Genomic DNA, 15,805 nt, shown 5'->3' with positions numbered 1-15,805 from the left:
GCGGCTACAGCGGTGGGTCAGCGACGGTTGGCCCACCGCTGGCGCAACCACTCCAGGTCTTCCGGGCGGGTGACCTTGAGGTTGTCGGAACGCCCTTCGATCAAGCGTGGGGCCTGGCCGGCCCACTCCATGGCCGAGGCCTCGTCGGTGATCGCGACATCAGCCACCAGGCTGTCGGCCAGGGCCCGGTGCAAGGCGCCAAGGCGGAACATCTGCGGGGTATAGGCTTGCCAGATCAGGCTGCGATCCACGGTTTCCAGGACCCGCCCCCGCGAGTCGATACGCTTGAGGGTGTCCCGGGCCGGCACCGCGAGCAGGCCACCCACAGGGTCGTCCGCCAACTCGGCCAGCAGTTTGTCCAGGTCATCCCGGGCGAGGTTAGGTCGCGCGGCATCGTGCACCAGCACCCAATCATCATCCGCAGCGCCTTGGGCATGCAGGTGGAGCAAGGCGTTGAGCACTGAGTCGGAGCGTTCCGTACCGCCGTCGACCCGCTGGATTCGTCCATCCTGGGCACAGGCCAGGGTCGGCCAGTAGGGGTCGTCGGAAGCAACGCTGACCACCAGGCCCTTGAGACCGGGGTGGTCGAGGAAACAGCCAAGGCTGTGTTCGAGAATAGTGCGGCCGCCCAGTTGCAGATACTGCTTGGGACGGTCCGCGGCCATGCGGGCACCAACGCCCGCGGCAGGAATCACGGCCCAGAAGGCCGGCAGCAGAACGCTCATTGGGCCAACTGGTAGAGGGTCTCGCCCTCCTTGACCATGCCCAGTTCATGGCGAGCCCGTTCTTCGACGGTCTCCATGCCCTTCTTCAATTCCATGACTTCCGCATCGAGTACGCGATTGCGCTCCAGCAGGCGCTCGTTTTCAGCCTGCTGGTCGGCAATTTGCTGGGTCAGGTCGGCGACCTGGGCCAAGCTGCCATTTCCCACCCAAAGGCGGTACTGCAAGCCAGCCAGCAGCAAGAGCAAGACCAGGAACAACCAATTGGGACTGCGCATCGAATATCGGGTATCCAGTGAAAAAAGACAGCCATGCCTGCAACTTCGGGCCTACTGATAGCACGAAGCCTGGAAAAACCAGGCTTGTGCTCTTAAGGCATCAGATTAGTGGCAAAAAATTCGCTGTAGCGACTTTTCCGACACAATCCGGTGTCTTTTTACCATCTACAGCTTAACCGCGAAACTCGCTGCGGCCGTTGTACTTGGCCTTGCCGTTCAGTTGCTCTTCGATACGCAGCAACTGGTTGTACTTGGATACGCGGTCGGAGCGGCACAGCGAGCCAGTCTTGATCTGGCCAGCCGCGGTACCCACGGCCAGGTCGGCGATGGTGGAGTCTTCGGTTTCACCGGAACGGTGGGAGATCACCGCGGTGTAGCCGGCGGCCTTGGCCATCTGGATGGCTTCCAGGGTTTCGGTCAGGCTGCCGATCTGGTTGAACTTGATCAGGATGGAGTTGGCGATCTTCTTGTCGATGCCTTCCTTCAGGATCTTGGTGTTGGTCACGAACAGGTCGTCACCCACCAGTTGTACCTTGTCGCCGATCTTGTCGGTCAGGATCTTCCAGCCAGCCCAGTCGGACTCGTCCAGGCCATCTTCGATGGAGATGATCGGGTAGCGCTGGGTCAGGCCCTTGAGGTACTCAGCGAAACCTTCGTTGGTGAACACTTGGCCTTCACCAGCCAGGTTGTACTTGCCGTCTTCGTAGAACTCGCTGGCTGCGCAGTCCAGGGCCAGGGTCACATCGGTGCCCAGGGTGTAGCCGGCGTTGGCCACGGCTTCGGAGATCACCTTCAGGGCGTCTTCGTTGGAAGCCAGGTTCGGGGCGAAACCACCTTCGTCACCCACTGCGGTGTTCAGGCCACGGGCCTTCAGCACAGCCTTGAGGTGATGGAAAATCTCGGTACCCATGCGCAGACCTTCCGAGAAGGACTTGGCGCCGACCGGCTGCACCATGAACTCCTGGATGTCGACGTTGTTATCGGCGTGCTCGCCACCGTTGATGATGTTCATCATCGGCACCGGCATCGAATAGACGCCAGGAGTGCCATTGAGGTTCGCGATGTGCGCGTACAGCGGCAGGTCCTGGTCCTGGGCGGCGGCCTTGGCAGCGGCCAGGGACACGGCCAGGATCGCGTTGGCGCCCAGGTTGGCCTTGTTCTCGGTACCGTCCAGCTTGATCATCGCCTGATCCAGCGCCTTCTGGTCGATTGGGTCTTTACCCAGCAACAGGTCGCGGATCGGACCGTTGATGTTGGCTACCGCCTTGAGCACACCCTTGCCCAGGTAACGGGTCTTGTCGCCATCACGCAGTTCCAGTGCTTCACGGGAACCGGTGGAAGCACCGGACGGAGCGCAGGCGCTGCCGATGATGCCGTTGTCGAGAAGCACGTCCGCTTCGACAGTGGGGTTGCCACGGGAGTCGAGGACTTCACGACCTTTGATGTCGACGATTTTTGCCATTGTTGTAAACACTCCAAAGTTGACGAAAACGACGCAGCTGTAGGAAATCTTCTACCGTCGGCAAGGCGGGGAAAACAGGCAGTCTTGCAGACGATAAGGCTCAGGCCCGAAGGCCCGAGCAATAATCGTGCGGTACTTTACCGGAGAAACTGGTCTTACGCGGTTTCTACCGTCGGAAAACTCTTGACCAGTTCGTCCAGGGCCTTGAGCTGGGACAGGAACGGTTCGAGCTTGTCCAGGCGCAGTGCGCAAGGACCGTCGCACTTGGCATTGTCCGGATCAGGATGGGCTTCCAGGAACAGGCCGGCCAGGGATTGGCTCATGCCCGCCTTGGCCAGGTCGGTGACCTGGGCGCGGCGACCACCGGCCGAGTCGGCCCGGCCGCCCGGCATCTGCAGGGCGTGGGTCACATCGAAGAACACCGGATACTCGAACTGCTTCATGATGCCGAAGCCGAGCATGTCCACTACCAGGTTGTTGTAGCCGAAGCTGGAACCACGCTCACAGAGGATCAACTGGTCATTACCGGCTTCCACGCATTTGTTCAGGATGTGCTTCATTTCCTGGGGCGCGAGGAACTGGGCTTTCTTGATGTTGATCACTGCGCCGGTCTTGGCCATCGCCACGACCAGGTCGGTCTGGCGCGACAGGAAGGCCGGCAGCTGGATGATGTCGCATACCTTGGCCACCGGTTCGCACTGGTAGGGCTCGTGCACGTCGGTGATCACCGGCACGTTGAAGGTCCGCTTGATCTCCTCGAAGATCTTCAGCCCTTCCTCCATGCCTGGACCACGGTACGAGGTCACCGACGAACGGTTGGCCTTGTCGAAGCTGGCCTTGAACACATAGGGGATACCGAGCTTCTCGGTAACCCGTACGTACTCTTCGCAGACCTTCAGCGCCATGTCGCGGCTTTCCAGCACGTTCATGCCGCCGAACAGCACCATCGGCTTGTCGTTGGCGATTTCGATGTTGCCTACGCGGATGATCTTCTGCGCCATCAGGTTCACGCCTTCTTCTGGTGTTGAGCCAGTGCCGCCTTGACGAAACCGCTGAACAGCGGGTGACCGTCACGTGGAGTGGAGGTGAACTCGGGGTGGAACTGGCAAGCCACGAACCATGGATGATCCTGGCTCTCGACCACTTCCACCAGCGCGCCGTCTTCGGAACGACCGGACACCAGCAGGCCGGCCTCCATCAGTTGCGGCAGCAGGTTGTTGTTCACTTCGTAGCGATGACGGTGACGCTCGGTGATCACGTCGCTGCCGTAGCAGTCGTGGACCTTGGAGCCCGCGACGATCTGGCAATCCTGGGCGCCCAGGCGCATGGTACCGCCCAGGTCCGAAGCTTCGGTACGAGTCTCGACCGCGCCGGTGGAATCGGCCCACTCGGTGATCAGGCCCACGACCGGATGGCCGCTGGTGCGATCGAACTCGGTGGAGTTGGCGTCTTTCCAGCCCATGACGTTACGAGCGAACTCGATGACCGCCACTTGCATGCCAAGGCAGATACCCAGGTACGGGACCTTGTTCTCACGGGCGTATTGCACCGCGGTGATCTTGCCTTCCACACCGCGCAGGCCGAAACCGCCTGGAACCAAAATGGCGTCGGCGCCTTCCAGCAGGCCGGTGCCCTGGTTCTCGATGTCTTCGGAGTCGATGTAGCGCAGGTTGACCTTGGTACGGTTCTGGATGCCGGCGTGGCTCATCGCTTCGATCAGCGACTTGTACGCGTCCAGCAGCTCCATGTATTTGCCGACCATGGCGATGGTGACTTCTTTCTCGGGGTTCAGCTTGGCGTCCACGACCTTGTCCCACTCGGACAGGTCGGCGCTGCTGCACTGCAGGCCGAAGCGCTCGACGACGAAATCGTCCAGGCCCTGGGCATGCAGCACACCCGGGATCTTGTAGATGGTGTCGACGTCTTCCAGGGAGATCACCGCACGCTCTTCAACGTTGGTGAACAGGGCGATCTTGCGACGCGACGAGGCGTCCACCGGATGGTCGGAACGGCAGATCAGCACGTCAGGCTGCAGGCCGATGGAGCGCAGTTCCTTCACCGAGTGCTGGGTCGGCTTGGTCTTGGTCTCGCCAGCGGTGGCGATGTAAGGAACCAGGGTCAGGTGCATCAGCATCGCCCGCTTGGAGCCGACTTCGACGCGCAGTTGGCGAATGGCCTCGAGGAACGGTTGCGACTCGATGTCACCCACGGTGCCGCCGATTTCGACCAGGGCCACGTCGGCATCGCCGGCGCCCTTGATGATACGGCGCTTGATTTCGTCGGTGATGTGCGGGATCACCTGGATGGTGGCACCCAGGTAGTCACCACGGCGCTCTTTGCGCAGCACGTGCTCGTAGACACGACCGGTGGTGAAGTTGTTGTTCTGGGTCATGGTCGTGCGGATGAACCGCTCGTAGTGGCCCAGGTCCAGGTCGGTCTCGGCGCCATCATGGGTGACGAATACTTCACCGTGCTGGAACGGGCTCATGGTGCCCGGGTCGACGTTGATGTACGGGTCCAGCTTGAGCATGGTGACCTTGAGCCCCCGCGCCTCCAGGATGGCCGCCAATGAAGCCGAGGCAATGCCTTTCCCCAATGAAGAAACAACACCGCCCGTGACGAATATGTAGCGCGTCATGAAAAACCCTAGAAGTCTGCGTTAAAGCGGTCAGTGCCGCCGGGGAAAGCGAAGGAAGGCCGAAGCCCCCGATCACCTGCATTAATCACAGTGCATGTTTCAAAAAAACCGCCGCGTTGTGACAGACCGGATGCAAAAACACCGGTACGTTGCTCGCTACACATTTTTTGGAATCGCCCAGCAAAGACTGCTTGGTAATCGGCAACTCCTGCAATTCAGGCGAATCCACAGAAGTTGTATCAAGAAGGGAGCGTAGTCTACCGGAAAGCCCCTTTCAGCTCAAACCTTGATCGCTGGTCGGTGGTCGCCAATGCAATTGCCAGGCGCCCCGGGCGTTTGTGCCGGCCATTGGCAGGTTCGCCACGGCCAACAGTTGTTCCTGGCGATATAGCAGCGGCAATCTGCCACGGACGAAAGCCGGCACCCCGGCCTCGTTCAACAGCCGCTTGAGATCGCGATGGCCGCGATCGACCAGGTGCATCACCTCGCCGCCAAGACGATATCGGATGCTCAGCGGGCCATCGGGCACCGAGCCGCTGAAAGCCACATGGCCGTTATCCGGCAAGCACAGCGGTTGCTGCGGATCATGCCACTCAGCTCCCTGCCCGACCGGCCGCAGCCAGGCTCCGGACAACCACCACAGGTGCGCCCCCCTACGATGCAGCTCGCCATCGGCCAGGCGCCAGATCGGCAGGGCTGCATCCTTGGCATCGCGCAGGTTTTCCCAACCCGCCCAGTGATCGGTGTCCGGCAAGCGAGTGAACCTGGCCAACCAATGGCTGAGGGCGTTGCGCTGGCGCGCAGCGGATAACTCTCGCAGGGGCGCCAAGGCCAGGGTTGGCAAGGGCAGCCAGGGCGGGTTCCGGTCCTGTTCGGCGGCGCGCAGATCCATCGAAGCCAGCTCGCCGAGCAAGCCCTGGGCCTCACCAAGATGCGCGGCACTGCGAGCGATACTGGCCGCGGCCTGGGGCCAGCGCGACTGCAACACCGGCATGACCTGGTGTCGCAGGTAATTACGCGAATAGTGGTGATCGCTATTGGAAGGGTCATCGACCCAGTCCAGCCGATGCTCGGCGGCATAACGTTCCAGCTCGGCGCGAGGCACCTCAAGCAAGGGTCGTAGCAAATGCCCACGCCCCAGGGGACGGCACTGGGGCATCGCCGCCAAACCCCGCACCCCGGCACCGCGCAATAGGCGAAACAGCAGGGTTTCCGCCTGGTCGTCACGATGATGGGCCAGCAGCAACAGCTCGTCGCTCGCCAGCGACTGCTCGAAGATGCTGTAGCGCGCATCCCGGGCGGCGCGTTCGAGGCTGGCGCCAGCCGGCACCTGGACCCTGGCTACCTGCAGCGGCACGCCCAGGGCATCGCAGACTTGCTGACAGTACTGCGGCCAGGCATCCGCCGCCTGTTGCAGGCCATGATGGACGTGAATCGCCGAAAGCGCCGGGAGGCAATGCTGGCGCGCCAGATTGGCAAGCAGGTGCAGCAGGACGGTGGAGTCCAGCCCCCCGGAGAAGGCCACGCGCCACGCGCTGGCCTGGCGCCAGGGAGCCAGGATTTGCAGCAAAGAGTCGGCGAGAGGAGTCATGCGTTCAGGACCTGCAGCAGCGATCAGCTGGCCTTGCGGTTGCCCCAGAATGAACAAGACGCCGTGATCGGAACGATCGACGGCGCCAGGTTCGCGAGCAAGCCTGCTCCGGTAAGCCGGAGCGGCGGGCGGTCAGAGACCGTAGCTCATCAGGCGGTCATAACGACGGGCCAGCAGGGTGTCGTTATCCATTTCCTTGAGCATCGCCAGTTGCGAGCTGAGCTCGGCACGAATCAGCGCGGAAGCGGCGGCCGGATCGCGGTGGGCGCCGCCCAGCGGCTCGGCGATGACTTTGTCGACGATCCCCAGGCCCTTGAGGCGCTCGGCGGTGATACCCATGGCTTCGGCGGCGTCGGCGGCCTTTTCCGCGGTTTTCCACAGGATCGAGGCGCAACCTTCCGGCGAGATCACCGCATAGGTGGAGTACTGCAGCATGTTCAGCTGGTCGCACACGCCAATGGCCAGGGCGCCGCCCGAACCACCCTCACCGATCACGGTGGCGATGATCGGGGTCTTCAGGCGTGCCATGACCCGCAGGTTCCAGGCAATGGCTTCGCTCTGGTTGCGCTCTTCGGCGTCGATGCCCGGGTAGGCGCCCGGGGTGTCGATGAAGGTCAGGATCGGCATCTTGAAGCGTTCGGCCATTTCCATCAGGCGGCAGGCCTTGCGGTAACCTTCCGGACGCGGCATGCCGAAGTTGCGGCGAACCTTCTCGCGCACTTCGCGGCCCTTCTGGTGGCCGATGATCATCACAGGTTGCTCATCCAGACGAGCGACGCCGCCCACGATCGCCGCGTCATCGGAGAAGTGGCGATCGCCATGCAGCTCGTCGAACTCGGTGAAGATGTGCTGGATGTAGTCCAGGGTGTAAGGACGACGCGGGTGACGCGCCAGACGAGCGATCTGCCAGCTGGTGAGCTTGCCGAAGATATCCTCGGTCAAGGTCTTGCTCTTGTCCTGCAGGCGGGAGATCTCATCGCCGATATTCAGCGAATTGTCATTACCGACCAAGCGCAACTCTTCGATCTTGGCTTGCAGGTCGGCGATCGGCTGTTCGAAATCAAGAAAATTCGGGTTCATAGGCGTCCGTCTGGGCTCGACATCCAGGAAAGCTGGGGCCGGCCGGTTGTCTGTTCGCGCCCTACCTTAAGGGACGGGCGCGATGAGGTCGATAGTAAAGATCAAGTGACGACAAGGCGTAATGCTGGCGCCTGACCGTCAACGGTATTGCAGGAAGACGTTGTCTTTGCCGAACTGGTCACGCAGGGCCTGAATCAAGCTGTCCGCCGGATCGATGCGCCAGGCCTCGCCAAACTGCAGCAGGGTCTTGGCATCGTCGCGACTGTACTCCATGGAAATCGGGCACGCGCCGCGGTGGCGCTTGAGCAGATCGCCCAGCCAGCGTAGCTGATCGCCCTTGAGCGCATCGCTGTGGACTTTCAAGCGCAGGCTTTCGGCCAGGTTGGTCCGCGCATCCTCCATGCTCATCACTCGCTTGACCCGCAGGCGCAGGCCGCCGGAGAAGTCATCGTTGCTGACCTCGCCCTCCACCACCACCATGGCGTCGGTCTGCAGCAGGGCCTGGGCAGCCATGAAAGAGTCGGCGAACAACGAGGCCTCGATCCGCCCGGAGCGGTCGTCGAGGGTGATGAAACCCATCTTGTCGCCCTTCTTGTTCTTCATCACCCGCAGGGCAATGATCATCCCGGCCACGGTCTGGGTGTCGCGCGCCGGCTTCAGATCGATGATGCGCTGGCGGGCGAAACGACGAATCTCGCCCTCGTACTCATCGATGGGGTGGCCGGTCAGGTACAGGCCCAGGGTGTCCTTCTCGCCCCGCAGGCGTTCCTTGAGCGTCAGTTCACGAGCCTTGCGGTGGTTGCCATAGACGTCCGCATCCTCCTCGACGAACAACCCGCCGAACAGGTCGGCGTGGCCGCTATCGGCGGTCCGGGCGGTCTGTTCGGCCGCCTTGATCGCCTCTTCCAGGGCCGACAGCAATACGGCGCGGTTGCGGTCGATATTGGCCTGGTAGGCCTTGAGCTCGTCATGGAAGTAAGGCCCCAGGCGGTCCAGGGCGCCACTGCGGATCAGCGCATCCAGGGTGCGCTTGTTGATGCGCTTGAGGTCGACCCGGCTGCAGAAGTCGAACAGGTCCTTGAACGGGCCGCCTTCGGCCCGGGCCTCGACGATCGCTTCCACCGGGCCTTCGCCCACGCCCTTGATCGCCCCCAGGCCATAGACGATGCGGCCATCGTCGTTGACCGTGAACTTGAAGTCGGAGCTGTTCACGTCCGGCGCATCGAGGCGCAGCTTCATGCTGCGTACTTCCTCGATCAGCACCACCACCTTGTCGGTGTTGTGCATATCCGCCGACAGTACCGCAGCCATGAAAGGCGCCGGGTAGTGGGTCTTGAGCCAGGCGGTCTGGTAGGACACTAGCCCATAGGCCGCCGAGTGGGATTTGTTGAAGCCGTAACCGGCGAACTTTTCCACCAGGTCGAAGATGTTACCGGCCAGGTCCGCTTCGATATTGTTGGCAACGCAACCCTCGATGAAACCACCGCGCTGCTTGGCCATCTCCTCGGGTTTCTTCTTACCCATGGCCCGGCGCAGCATGTCCGCACCACCCAGGGTGTAGCCGGCCATGACCTGGGCGATCTGCATCACCTGTTCCTGGTACAGGATGATGCCGTAGGTCGGCGCCAGCACAGGCTTGAGGCCTTCGTACTGATAGTCCGAGTGCGGATACGCCAGCTCGGCACGGCCGTGCTTGCGGTTGATGAAGTCGTCCACCATGCCCGATTGCAGCGGGCCCGGGCGGAACAGCGCCACCAGTGCGATGAGGTCTTCCAGGCAGTCGGGCTTGAGCTTCTTGATCAGCTCCTTCATGCCGCGGGATTCGAGCTGGAACACGGCCGTGGTCTCGGCCTTCTGCAACAGCTCGTAGGTTTTCTTGTCATCCAGCGGGATGAAGTCGATGTTGACGTCGGGCAGGTTGTTCTTGGCCTGCTCGCGGTTGATGGTCTCCATCGCCCACTTGATGATGGTCAGGGTCCGCAGGCCCAGGAAGTCGAACTTCACCAGGCCCGCCGCCTCGACATCGTCCTTGTCGAACTGGGTCACCAGGCCGCCGCCCTCTTCGTCACAGGCGATCGGCGAGAAGTCGGTGAGCTTGGTCGGCGCGATCACCACGCCACCGGCGTGCTTGCCAGTGCCGCGAGTGACCCCTTCGAGCTTCAAGGCCATGTCCCAGATTTCGCGGCCATCCTCATCGGTCTTGAGGAAGTCGCGCAGCATCTCCTCCTGCTCGTAGGCCTTCTCCAGGGTCATGCCGACCTCGAAGGGGATCATCTTCGACAGGCGGTCGGCCAGGCCGTAGGACTTGCCTTGCACCCGCGCCACGTCGCGCACCACCGCCTTGGCGGCCATGGTACCGAAGGTGATGATCTGGCTTACCGCGTTACGCCCGTAGGCCTCGGCCACGTAGTCGATCACCCGGTCACGACCGTCCATGCAGAAGTCGACGTCGAAGTCGGGCATGGAAATACGTTCGGGGTTGAGGAAACGTTCGAACAGCAGGTCATAGGCCAGCGGATCGAGGTCGGTGATCTTCAGCACATAGGCCACCAGGGAACCGGCACCCGACCCCCGGCCCGGACCGACGGGGACGCCGTTGTTCTTGGCCCACTTGATGAAGTCCATAACGATCAGGAAGTAACCGGGGAAGCCCATCTGGATGATGATATCCAGCTCGAACTTCAGGCGATCCAGGTAGACCTGGCGCTTCTCTTCATAGTTGGGCGTGGTGTCCTTGGGCCAGAGCACCGCCAGGCGCTCCTCCAGCCCCTCATGGGACACATGGCGCAGGTAATCATCGATACCCATGCCGTTGGGCGTCGGGAAGTCAGGGAGGAAGTACTTGCCCAACTGCACCGTGATATTGCAGCGCTTGGCAATCTCCACGGTGTTTTCCAGCGCCTCGGGCAGGTCGCTGAACAGCTCGGCCATCTCCTGGGCACTCTTGAGGTACTGCTGGTCGCTGTAGTTCTTCGAGCGGCGCGGATCGTCCAGGGCGCGGCCTTCGCCGATGCAAACCCGAGTCTCGTGGGCCTCGAAGTCGTCCTGCTTGATGAAGCGCACATCGTTGGTCGCCACCAACGGCGCACCGACCTTGTCGGCCAGGGCCACCGCACCATGCAGTTGCTCTTCGTCGTTGGGGCGATTGGTACGCTGGACTTCCAGGTAGAAGCGATCCGGGAACACTCCCATCCACTCCAGGGCCAGGGCCTCGGCCAGCGCAAGATCGCCCGCCACCAGGGCCATGCCGATCTCCCCCTCCTTGGCCGCCGAGAGCATGATCAGGCCTTCGGCAGCCTGCACCACCCAATCGCGCTCGATGATGGTCAGCCCGTTGCGCTGGCCTTCGGTAAAGCCACGGGAGATCAGCTCGGTGAGGTTGCGATAGCCCACGGCATTCATCGCCAGCAGGCTGATGCGACTCAGGGGACCGTCCGCATCGTCCTTGTTCGCCAGCCACAGGTCGGCACCGCAGATCGGCTTGATCCCGGCGCCCATGCTGGTCTTGTAGAACTTGACCAGGGAGCACATGTTGCTCTGGTCGGTAACCGCTACCGCCGGCATGCCCATGCCGGTCAGGGCCTTGACCAGCGGTTTGATCCGCACCAGACCGTCGACCAGGGAAAATTCAGTGTGCAGGCGCAGGTGAACGAATGAAGCCGGCATAGTGATCCTGTAAATAGCGCGAAAACAACGAGGCCCGGACATCGGGCGATTTAAAGACTCGAACTCGGCGTTACAGCGCAAGGCAGCCAAGGCCTGCGCGCGGCGACCATCGTTAGTGGTTCATCGCCACTGTCGGCAGGCCATTGCCGTCGTTCGTGGAGCTTTAAAGCAGCCGGATTGTACCGGGCCTTGGTTAAAACATCAGCCTCAAGACTGAACCAGGCCCAGCGCTTCACGCGCTTCATAGGCCAGGCGTACCGGCGCGAAAGAGCGCCGGTGGATCGGGGTCGGGCCCAGGCGCGCCAGGGCTTCCAGGTGGACTGGAGTCGGATACCCCTTGTGCCCGCCGATACCGTAACCGGGATAGATGAGCTCGAAGGCGGCCATCTCGCGGTCGCGGCTGACCTTGGCCAGGATCGACGCCGCGGCGATCGCCGGAACCTTGCTATCACCCTTGACCACCGCTTCGGCCGGCACCGCCAGCTTGGGGCAGCGGTTACCATCGATCATCGCCAGCCTCGGGGTCACGCTCAAGCCTTCCACCGCCCGCTGCATGGCCAGCATGGTGGCGTGCAAGATGTTCAGCTCGTCGATCTCCTGGACTTCCGCCCGGGCGATGCACCAGCTCAGGGCCTTCTCGCAGATCTCGTCGAACAGCTGTTCGCGACGGGCCTCGGTGAGTTTCTTGGAATCGTTCAGGCCGAGGATCGGCCGGTTCGGATCGAGAATCACCGCAGCGGTGACCACCGCACCGCACAAGGGGCCACGGCCGACCTCGTCAACACCCGCCACCAGGTCGCCAGCATCGGCCACCAGGGTGAAGTCCAGGCCCATCTGCTTCTTGGAGTTGCTCATTGGGCTTTACCTATCAGTTCCAGCACCGCCTGAGCGGCCTGGTTGGATGCGTCGCGACGCAAGGTGCGATGGATCTGGTCGAAACCGCTGGTCTGCTCCTCGCCACCCTCGATCAGCGGCGACAGGGTCTTGGCCAGGGCCTCGGCAGTCGCGGCATCCTGCAGCAACTCGGGCACCAGCAAGCGCTGGGCCAACAGGTTGGGCAGGGAAATATACGGACTCTTGACCATGCGCTTGAGAATCCAGAACGTCAGCGGCGCCAGGCGGTAGGCCACCACCATTGGCCGCTTGTACAACAGGGCTTCCAGGGTCGCCGTACCCGAGGCGATCAATACCGCGTCGCAGGCCGCCAGTGCTTTATGCGACTGGCCATCGAGCAAGGTCAGCGGCAGGTCGCGACCGGCCAGCAGCTCTTCCACCTGGGCTCGCCGCTGCGCATTGGCGCAAGGCAGGATGAAACGCACACCCGGGCGCATGGCCCGCAAGCACTGGGCGGCATCCAGGAACAGGCCGCCCAGGCGTCCTACTTCGCCGCCACGACTGCCAGGCATCAGCGCCACCAGCGGGCCCTCGGGCAAACCGAGCTCGGCGCGAGCCGCTGCTCGATCAGCTTGCAAGGGGATGGCATCGGCCAGGGAGTGGCCGACGAACTTCACCGGAACGCCCTTTTCCTCGTAGAACCTGGCTTCGAAAGGAAACAGGGTCAGCATCAGGTCGCAGCCTTCGCGGATCTTCAGCACACGCCTCTGGCGCCAGGCCCATACCGATGGACTGACGTAGTGCACGGTCTTGATCCCGGCCTGGCGCAACTTGAGCTCGATATTCAGGGTGAAGTCCGGGGCATCGATACCGATGAATACATCCGGCTTTTCGGCGATCAGGGTCTGCACCAGCTTCTTGCGTCGGGCCAGCAGCTCACGCAGGCGCCCGAGAACCTCGACCAGCCCCATGACCGCCAGGCGCTCCATGGGAAAGTAGGAGACCAGGCCCTCAGCCTCCATCAATGGCCCACCGACACCGATGAACTCCACCGCCGGATGCTGGGCCTTGAGGGCGCGCATCAGACCGGCGCCAAGAATGTCGCCGGAGGCTTCGCCAGCCACCAGCGCAATACGCAGAGTGTTCATGATTAGCGGGTGATGCCGCGGGTCGAAGACTGGATCGAGTCGCGAAACAGTGCGACTTCAGGATACTGCTCGGCGGCTTCGGCCAATTCGGCCAGGGCCTGGTCTACCGTCAGCCCCTGGCGATAGACCACCTTGTAGGCTCGGCGCAGGGCGTGGATCGAATCATCGCTGAAACCACGACGGCGCATGCCTTCGAAGTTCATGCTACGAGCTTCGGCAGGGTTGCCGAACACGGTGACGAACGCCGGGACGTCCTTGCCGATGGCGGTACCCATGCCGGAAAAACTGTGGGCACCGATGTGGCAGTACTGATGCACCAGGGTGAAACCGGAAAGAATCGCCCAGTCATCCACATGCACGTGGCCGGCCAACGCGGTGTTGTTGACCAGGATGCAATGGTTGCCGATCACACTGTCGTGGCCGATATGGGCATAGGCCATGATCAGGTTATGGTCGCCCAGGGTGGTCTCGCAACGGTCCTGGATGGTGCCACGGTGAATGGTCACGCCTTCGCGGATCACATTGTGATCACCGATTACCAGGCGGGTTTCTTCACCCTTGTATTTCAGATCGGGCGTGTCTTCGCCTACCGAGGAAAACTGGTAGATGCGGTTGTGCTTGCCGATCCGGGTCGGGCCCTTGAGGATCACATGGGGCCCGATCACTGTACCCTCGCCGATTTCCACACCAGCGCCGACGATCGACCACGGGCCAACCTCAACGTCGTCGGCCAGGACGGCCGTCGGATCGATGATTGCGCGAGGGTCAATCAAACTCATAGTTTGCGTTCCGCGCAGATGATCTCGGCGGAGCACACTGGCTTGCCGTCGACCGATGCCTGGCACTCGAACTTCCAGATCTGGCGCTTGCAACTGATGAACTTGGCTTCAAGGATCAGTTGGTCGCCCGGCAGCACCGGCTGGCGGAAGCGCAGCTTGTCGGAGCCGACGAAGTAGTAGAGGGTGCCGTCGGCAGGCTTCACGTCGAGCATCTTGAAACCCAGAATGCCCGCAGCCTGGGCCATGGCTTCGATGATCAGCACGCCTGGCATGATCGGATGCGCAGGGAAGTGGCCATTGAAGAACGGCTCGTTGATGCTGACATTCTTGTAGGCACGAATGCACTTGCCCTCGACATCCAGATCCACCACCCGATCCACTAGCAGGAAAGGGTAACGGTGAGGCAAGTATTCGCGAATCTCGTTGATGTCCATCATTTCGGGGGGAAGCCTGTAGTAAAGATTGGGAGCATGCGGTCAACGCACGCCCCTCTAGCAAATCAAGGAAGCAGGCAGTCTAGCGGCTGTGCACACTTGATGTGGAAATGGTATCAGCCATCTGATGAAGCATTGTCGCCGGGGGTCACGTCCCCAACGCGCTTTTCCAACTGGCGCAAACGCCGCGCGAGATCATCGAGCTGGCGGATGCGGGCCGCGCTTTTGCGCCACTCGGCAGCCGGTTGCATGGCAGTACCGGAAGAGTAGGCGCCCGGCTCTGTGATCGAGTGGGTCACCATGGTCATCCCGGTGAGGAAAACGTTGTCACAAATCTCGATATGCCCCACCAGGCCGACACCGCCGGCGAGCATGCAGTGCTTGCCGATCTTGGTGCTGCCGGAGATCCCCACGCAAGCGGCCATCGCGGTGTGATCACCGACCTGGACGTTGTGGGCGATCTGGATCTGGTTGTCGAGCTTCACACCGTTGCCGATGATGGTGTCGGCCAGGGCACCACGGTCGATGGCCGTGTTGACACCGATCTCCACATCATCGCCGATGGTCACGCCGCCCACCTGGGCAATCTTGTTCCAGATACCCTTCGAATTGGCGAAACCGAAACCTTCGCCGCCCAGCACCGCACCCGACTGGATCACCACGCGTTTGCCGATGCGCACATCGTGGTACAGGGTCACCCGTGGTGCCAACCAGCCACCCTCGCCCACCACGCTACGGGCACCGATGACGCAATGGGCGCCAACGGTTACGCCGGCGTCGATCCGGGCTCCGCTTTCGATCACGGCAAAGGCGCCGATACTGGCCGTTGGGTCGACCTGGGCATCATCGGCGATTACCGCGGACGGATGGATACCGGCCGGCGCCTTGGGCTTGGGATCGAAGAAGTGGGAAACACGGGCATAGGATAGGTAAGGGTCGGCCACTACCAGTGCGTCACCGGCATAGGCTTCGGCTTCGGCGGCTTTCAACAACACCGCGCCAGCCTGACTATCGACCAGGTACTTGCGATATTGGGGATTTGCCAAAAAGCTCAACTGAGTTGGGCCAGCCTCCTGCAAGGTGGCCAGCCCAGTGATTTCCTTCTCCGCGTCGCCACGCAAGGTGGCGCCGAGGAACTCGGCCAACTGGCCGAGTTTCATAATTGCGGTCATG

13 protein-coding genes are annotated in these 15,805 nt (G+C 62.1%); all 13 read right to left on the bottom strand.

The features are described from left to right. Positions 1-17: 17 nt before the first annotated feature. On the bottom strand, positions 18-725 hold the full coding sequence (gene ispD / locus AC3WK8_RS05510) for a 2-C-methyl-D-erythritol 4-phosphate cytidylyltransferase (protein ID WP_103324138.1): 708 nt from the start codon (positions 723-725) through the stop codon (positions 18-20). Next, on the bottom strand, positions 722-1,000 hold the full coding sequence (gene ftsB / locus AC3WK8_RS05505; RefSeq protein WP_022642593.1) for a cell division protein FtsB: 279 nt from the start codon (positions 998-1,000) through the stop codon (positions 722-724). The genes ispD and ftsB overlap by 4 nt, the downstream gene beginning before the upstream one ends. Positions 1,001-1,172: 172 nt before the next feature. Beyond that, on the bottom strand, positions 1,173-2,462 hold the full coding sequence (eno, locus tag AC3WK8_RS05500) for a phosphopyruvate hydratase (protein WP_022642592.1): 1,290 nt from the start codon (positions 2,460-2,462) through the stop codon (positions 1,173-1,175). 155 nt (positions 2,463-2,617) lie between these two features. Further along, complete coding sequence (gene kdsA / locus AC3WK8_RS05495; RefSeq protein ID WP_031320992.1) at positions 2,618-3,463, bottom strand: 3-deoxy-8-phosphooctulonate synthase; 846 nt, start codon at positions 3,461-3,463, stop codon at positions 2,618-2,620. A 5-nt stretch (positions 3,464-3,468) separates the two neighbouring features. Next, on the bottom strand, positions 3,469-5,100 hold the full coding sequence (pyrG, locus tag AC3WK8_RS05490; RefSeq protein WP_031320990.1) for a CTP synthase: 1,632 nt from the start codon (positions 5,098-5,100) through the stop codon (positions 3,469-3,471). Positions 5,101-5,374: 274 nt separating this feature from the next. Then, positions 5,375-6,691 (bottom strand): tRNA lysidine(34) synthetase TilS, encoded by a 1,317-nt coding sequence (tilS, locus tag AC3WK8_RS05485; protein ID WP_103324200.1) that lies wholly within the window; start codon positions 6,689-6,691, stop codon positions 5,375-5,377. Positions 6,692-6,823: 132 nt separating this feature from the next. Continuing rightward, positions 6,824-7,771 (bottom strand): acetyl-CoA carboxylase carboxyltransferase subunit alpha, encoded by a 948-nt coding sequence (locus AC3WK8_RS05480; RefSeq protein ID WP_022642588.1) that lies wholly within the window; start codon positions 7,769-7,771, stop codon positions 6,824-6,826. Positions 7,772-7,909: 138 nt separating this feature from the next. Then, positions 7,910-11,437 (bottom strand): DNA polymerase III subunit alpha, encoded by a 3,528-nt coding sequence (gene dnaE / locus AC3WK8_RS05475; RefSeq protein WP_103324137.1) that lies wholly within the window; start codon positions 11,435-11,437, stop codon positions 7,910-7,912. 207 nt (positions 11,438-11,644) lie between these two features. Beyond that, positions 11,645-12,292, bottom strand: coding sequence for a ribonuclease HII (rnhB, locus tag AC3WK8_RS05470; RefSeq protein ID WP_177409104.1), 648 nt, complete (start codon positions 12,290-12,292; stop codon positions 11,645-11,647). Continuing rightward, positions 12,289-13,419 carry a lipid-A-disaccharide synthase gene (lpxB, locus tag AC3WK8_RS05465; protein ID WP_103324136.1) on the bottom strand — a complete coding sequence of 377 codons (1,131 nt, stop codon included), beginning with the start codon at positions 13,417-13,419 and terminating at the stop codon, positions 12,289-12,291. Before lpxB ends, rnhB begins: the two co-directional genes overlap by 4 nt. Positions 13,420-13,421: 2 nt before the next feature. After that, positions 13,422-14,198 carry an acyl-ACP--UDP-N-acetylglucosamine O-acyltransferase gene (gene lpxA / locus AC3WK8_RS05460; protein ID WP_103324135.1) on the bottom strand — a complete coding sequence of 259 codons (777 nt, stop codon included), beginning with the start codon at positions 14,196-14,198 and terminating at the stop codon, positions 13,422-13,424. Beyond that, positions 14,195-14,635 (bottom strand): 3-hydroxyacyl-ACP dehydratase FabZ, encoded by a 441-nt coding sequence (gene fabZ, locus AC3WK8_RS05455; RefSeq protein ID WP_007924058.1) that lies wholly within the window; start codon positions 14,633-14,635, stop codon positions 14,195-14,197. Before fabZ ends, lpxA begins: the two co-directional genes overlap by 4 nt. A 113-nt stretch (positions 14,636-14,748) precedes the next feature. Beyond that, on the bottom strand, positions 14,749-15,804 hold the full coding sequence (lpxD, locus tag AC3WK8_RS05450; protein ID WP_103324134.1) for a UDP-3-O-(3-hydroxymyristoyl)glucosamine N-acyltransferase: 1,056 nt from the start codon (positions 15,802-15,804) through the stop codon (positions 14,749-14,751). Position 15,805 lies beyond the last annotated feature (1 nt).

The sequence above is a fragment of the Pseudomonas sp. FW507-12TSA genome, assembly GCF_058781435.1.
The sequence above is the reverse complement of the archived record's forward strand: the minus strand, read 5'-3'. Positions and strand labels throughout refer to the sequence as shown.